This window comes from Lysinibacillus sp. 54212 (genome assembly GCF_036662795.1).
In the GTDB taxonomy this organism is placed as follows: domain Bacteria; phylum Bacillota; class Bacilli; order Bacillales_A; family Planococcaceae; genus Lysinibacillus_B.
Genome location: NZ_JBAFWZ010000054.1, coordinates 1 through 5,249, shown reverse-complemented (window position 1 = coordinate 5,249; position 5,249 = coordinate 1). Strand labels below are relative to the sequence as shown.

Below are 5,249 nucleotides of genomic sequence, written 5' to 3'. Positions count from 1 at the left end.
AAATGCAATCTACTTATTTAGGGTGTGAATGTAGTGGCATGTTATTCATGTATTTCCATGTTATAAAGTAACACGGGTGACGTTTTCAAACAGTCATGAATGTTTACGATCCTGTTACAGAAAAAGATAGTGTAGAGACGGTAGACATCAAGGGTTTCGGTCTTTTTGAAATCGTTTGATTACTATGTATGGAGACGGCGGGTATTCAGTCTATAAAAAGGACAAACCTTATTATATCAACGTTTGAAGGGCTTTTTTGAGGGTCGAAAATTGCTCTTACAAAGGAATTAATAAGGTTTACTAAAAATGCTTACGGAGACAAGAGATTAATAGTTTAATATATATCTTAACTATATGTTACTGAAGTAATTACCTTTTCATTTAAAATGGTGCATCTTAATATTTCTGGATTAAAAACCATAACGTTATGACCTGTATTACAAATAGTACTTTTAAATCCGATACCCACACAATTCTCGAATTCTTCTTCTACTGTCTTACTTTTTATATAATCAACAATATATTGTGTAGGTAAATAATCTAGTTTGCTATCAGTTCTTCGGACAGGTTTAGATATCTCGTTGCTAATCTTTTTAATATTCAATAAATTTAATGCATATCTTAATTTATTAAACCCTTGGAAAATACTAATGCTTTCCAAGCTTCTTAAATCAATAATTACTAAATCCTCTTCCACATTAAATTCGCCTATAAATATTCTATCCTGTTCACCAGGCCTTATTTCTTTTATTGCGGTTTCAACATGTGTTGCAAGATACAAATGCCTTATACCTTCAGAATTTGCTCTTCCAGCTGTAGCTCTTTCTTTTGGTGGTGCGCCCATATTATCAATAGAAAGCTCTTCTTCATTTGAAATCCTTGCCCGATATAATTTAGTACCTTTAGGTATTTTCACTATCAGACCTTTCAAAAATTCATCCAACACATCATAATTAATATGAGTAGAATGAAATCTATTACTGTGTTTAAGATATTCCACAAATTCTTCCCATCTATAACCTTTTAAAATGCTGTTCCTTTCAACAAAGGCATTATCACCTAACTGGAGTATTCCAACAGGCTCATTTAACAATTTTAGTTTCGAAGGGAACTGTTTTTCTAACAAAACAGATAACAAATTATATACCTGCATTGCATCCAAATTAAACATATTCCAATTATGCACTAATTCATCTTTTAATAGGCACAACATTGATAGAGGAAAATCTTCTGGCAATGCAGATTTACATTGATATATACTTAAAAAATCATCAATCATTGCATCAAGTTCTTCATCGGTTTCCATATTGTAAATATATACATTGCTACTGAAACAAATATCACAATTACCTCGATTTTGTTTACCTCTTATAAAAGCCACCAACTCAATATCTTTGAAACATTTCTCACAGCAGTTCATTTTTATATTTTACCTTTCAGAAAAGCATCCACTAATTCAATATGATGCATTAATGAAAGTTTTTTTAAGGATGGTAATCCTGGGTAAGAACCTTTTTTATGATGTTCTAACAATTGCTCAATGGCGTATGTATTAACTTTCTTTGGTTTAATATCAGTAATCCAAGAAGCTAATTTACTAAGTGCCTCTGAACATTTTAGAGCTGGATCTCGGATATCATCATTAGAATCTGAAACAAAATGTCTTATCCTTAATACATCGCTTTCATTCTCTGCATCATAAGAAAAGTAAACAATATGTAAGGCAATGGCATACGGTGCAAAACCGCCTTCACTATAATCATTCCCAACCACTGAGTAATCAGAAAAGCCTACTAATCCTTCTCGATTAAAATGTAAATGTTCCTCTGAAAAAAACTCATCAACATTTAGAGAATAATCTGTATTTCTTTTTTGCTTAATAAATTCATCTTTTAAACAAACAAGGTTTTTCTCTCGCAACCTTCTTCTAAAAGATTGTTCTTCAGGAACTATATTATATTTAGGTTCTTTATGAGAATAAATGCTTTTATACTCAGGTAATAGAGAAATATCCTTGTGAATTATTGCTAAATCGCTAATACTTTTTCCAAGACCAGAAGCAATTTCTGATAATACACCTATAGAAGAAACATCAAAATAATGTGTTACTATAATAAATTCACTTTTCAAAATTTCTATATAATTTTCATATAAGTCGTGGCCTTCTAGTTCATCGGAGAAATTACCTACACATGGATTCTGTATAACTAAAACTTCTCTCTCTTTTTCAATAAATAAATTCAGAGTTGATATAAGTGTAGAAGATAACTTAACCGGTTCGATAATCGGCACAATTTCTTTACTGATTAATTCCTTCTCTAATAATTCTCTAATAGCAATTAAATCAAATTGTCTACCTCTCAAATACGGGAAATACATATAAGTACACCTCATTCATTATAGAAAATATCAATCAATTCTTCATAACTTGCCTCATTGAATTTGCTTGTATAAACCAACCATCTTAACTCATACGGAATCATGCTAAGATACTTTTTCTCATATACAGTATCCCGTTTTTCCAATTCTTTATATACTTTAGTGTATGCTTCATTAATCTCAATCTGTTCAAATAATTCGAAACAAGCTGTGTAGTATTCGAAATCCCTAACTTTAGGTATTTTACCAAAACAACCCATTATTATTTTCTCATATTCATTCTTTCTTAGCAATTTAAAAAGTGCTTTATGTTCAAGATAAGTATTTTCCACCGCTTTCTTTTTTAAGCTTAAAGTATTTCTTCTAGTTAAAACATAAATCCCTACGTTGCTTCCTTTAAGTATCCTATACAATGGATAAAAAGTATTTTCTGCTGTCACAACATATACTAATTTAGATATTTTATAGTAATCCTTAATTTGATGTTCTAGTTTATCAAAATTATCCAATTCAGTCTTTATTTCATATACAATTGGGGAATTTCTATTAACAATTATCATATCTGCTTTAGATTTGTTTATCACTACCTCATTTAAAGCATATGTTGTATTGATGCTATGTTTACCTAGAACAATTTTATTAAACAGTGTATTTTTATAAAAATATTCATTACGGTATTCCTTTTCAAAGAATTTATAGTAATATTTATATTCTTCTATAATTCCCCCAAGATAGCTCCCCCCCCCGGAGTCTTTCTTCTTTTTCAGAATACTTTCCAGATACCTTTTAGAAAATATATTTATTGATTTATTACTTTCCATCTTAATACACCTTATTTTCTTAGAAAATTTTACATTTAGAAGCTCTTCTACTCGTTATCTTATTTATTTTATATATCTTTTTTAAACAATACAATTCCTTGTATTAAACCCATCATTTAAAGCTAAAATCCAACTTTATTCTAGTAATAGTTGATCATGTATCTTAGTAAATAAAAAAGAGTATATCGTATTAATTGATATGCTCTCTAATATTTATATCTTACAAACTGTAAAAAAATATAGTAGGGAATTAACCTAATGTTGTAATGCTGTACTCCCTCTATATCTCTAATATATTTTATATTGTATCAGAATCTATCTTATTACCCGTACCCTTAATCGATTTCTTTATGATCTAATTATGTGACTTTCTTAATAGTTATAGTTACTTTGGAATGGCAACAGATTTAACAACTTTTTAAGGTGGTTAGATGGCTCTCTTAAAGCATAAGTGGCGCATAAATTGCTTGATATGGAGCCTCCTCTATGAACATAATTCGATACGCCAAGAAGCCAGCCAAACGAGGCTATCATGCACATTGCTCCTTATCCTCTATAAAAAATGTCCAACTAAGTGTGGCCTATCCACTAACCAAAGGGAAATTTCAAATTTTGCTTTTAGTCTATAAGTTAATCATCTGATTCCTGAAGCGATTGCTTAGCTAAAGGCAACAGTTCATCCAGTTCAGATTTCGTAAATAAATCCTGGTTTTCTGGAACTTTTAAGAGTAGTTCTGGAAATTTTTGTACAAAAGCCTTTTTTATTTCTACCTCTTCGTCCACACCCGAAGGCCAATGCCCTGTTTCTGCGTAAATCATTACTTCATGGGCGTCTTGATTTGATTTAAAGGCTTTGTCCATATTTTGTTTAGAAATAGGATAAAAAACTGGCTCATTATATGGTCCCTGCGCCCAAGAAATTTGATATTCCCCATCTTTCTCTATAATTGCAAAGCCATCTCCACGATGTATTTTTTCCATTCTTTCTACCTCCATTGGTTTAATATATATCTGAAACTGTATAATTATTAGATTTTATCTGATCTATGACTGCTTCTGGAATTCCACCTTGTGTATAACCTCCCGGTTCCCAAAAACCTTGCCAAGCTCCTGTTTCGTTGCCAGATGGTACTCTAATATTTTCAACTTCAATAACCTTTAACATTATAGGTTTTTCTCCTAAATAACCTTTCTCCAATCCCAATAACTCTTCTAGAACTCTTGGATCCCCGTTTGAAGCTTCAACAGCTTTATCCACAACGTTTTTAGGAAGGACAAATGTACCTGTTTTAGGATCTCCTATATTACTACCATACAGTTTGGTTGCTTGCTCGTATGATTCTCTGCTTTGAATTTTGACAACTCCTTCATCAAATAAAGCAAGATGCGATAATATTTCTTTCTTTGACATATACACTTGGGGAAGAGGTCTGTTACCTTTTGGTGTACTAATTATCCCATCCGTAACTTCTTTTGATAATTTCGCATGTGGCAAGCTATTCATTTCATCTAAAAAATCCTCAACAGAATATACATTAGCCTTACCTTTACCCTTATTCGTCTTCCCAGGAAGTTTCCCTACTTTTGTAAGTGAACCGACACCTTTTGAACCAATCAAAGCAATACCTATGGTTCCTACTGCATTCATTTTCCAGTATGATTTCGAATAGGCATTTCCATTGAGCACATCTCGCTCATAAGAATCATAAAAATCCTTCATTGAATTTCCTATCGAATTTGCTGTTTCTTTTGGGTGGGTAAAAGCATACCACAGGTTTTTTGGTACCCCTAAAGGATTGGTAACTAGTTCTTTTATTTCACCAATAGTATTTTTCGATACATTTATCCTTGCATCAAACTTACCTTTCTGGTGTTGAGTAATCCATAAACCTAGATCCATTCCCGTATACAGCATTCTCTCTCTAAAGGACATATCCTTGGTAGGTTTTGGAACCTTCATATTATCTATAGAGTTATAGGCAAGCATGAAGTCGTCGTAAGTTTTAGCCATAACTGCCTTGATGTTATCTGGATCAAGAACATTTCGTG

General features: G+C 31.7%; 4 protein-coding genes and 1 pseudogene. All 5 read right to left on the bottom strand.

Features of this window, described 5'->3' with window-relative positions:
• Positions 1 to 346 precede the first annotated feature (346 nt).
• Positions 347 to 1,306, bottom strand: coding sequence for an RES family NAD+ phosphorylase (locus tag V4T18_RS18135; protein WP_332651840.1), 960 nt, complete (start codon positions 1,304 to 1,306; stop codon positions 347 to 349).
• Between the two features lie 116 nt (positions 1,307 to 1,422).
• Positions 1,423 to 2,364, bottom strand: a complete 942-nt coding sequence (locus tag V4T18_RS18130) for a sce7725 family protein (protein ID WP_332651838.1) — start codon at positions 2,362 to 2,364, stop codon at positions 1,423 to 1,425.
• A gap of 26 nt (positions 2,365 to 2,390) precedes the next feature.
• Positions 2,391 to 3,200, bottom strand: coding sequence for a sce7726 family protein (locus V4T18_RS18125; protein WP_332651836.1), 810 nt, complete (start codon positions 3,198 to 3,200; stop codon positions 2,391 to 2,393).
• 630 nt (positions 3,201 to 3,830) lie between these two features.
• On the bottom strand, positions 3,831 to 4,181 hold the full coding sequence (locus V4T18_RS18120; RefSeq protein WP_332651834.1) for a hypothetical protein: 351 nt from the start codon (positions 4,179 to 4,181) through the stop codon (positions 3,831 to 3,833).
• 19 nt (positions 4,182 to 4,200) lie between these two features.
• A pseudogene (locus V4T18_RS18115) lies at positions 4,201 to 5,249 on the bottom strand (hypothetical protein); the annotation flags it as partial.

Bases quoted from the DNA above. Each gene is read 5' to 3' on its own strand.
- V4T18_RS18125 (WP_332651836.1), bottom strand. From the start codon at position 3,200: ATGGAAAGTAATAAATCAATAAATATATTTTCTAAAAGGTATCTGGAA.
- V4T18_RS18120 (WP_332651834.1), bottom strand. From the start codon at position 4,181: ATGGAAAAAATACATCGTGGAGATGGCTTTGCAATTATAGAGAAAGAT.
- V4T18_RS18135 (WP_332651840.1), bottom strand. From the start codon at position 1,306: ATGGAAACCGATGAAGAACTTGATGCAATGATTGATGATTTTTTAAGT.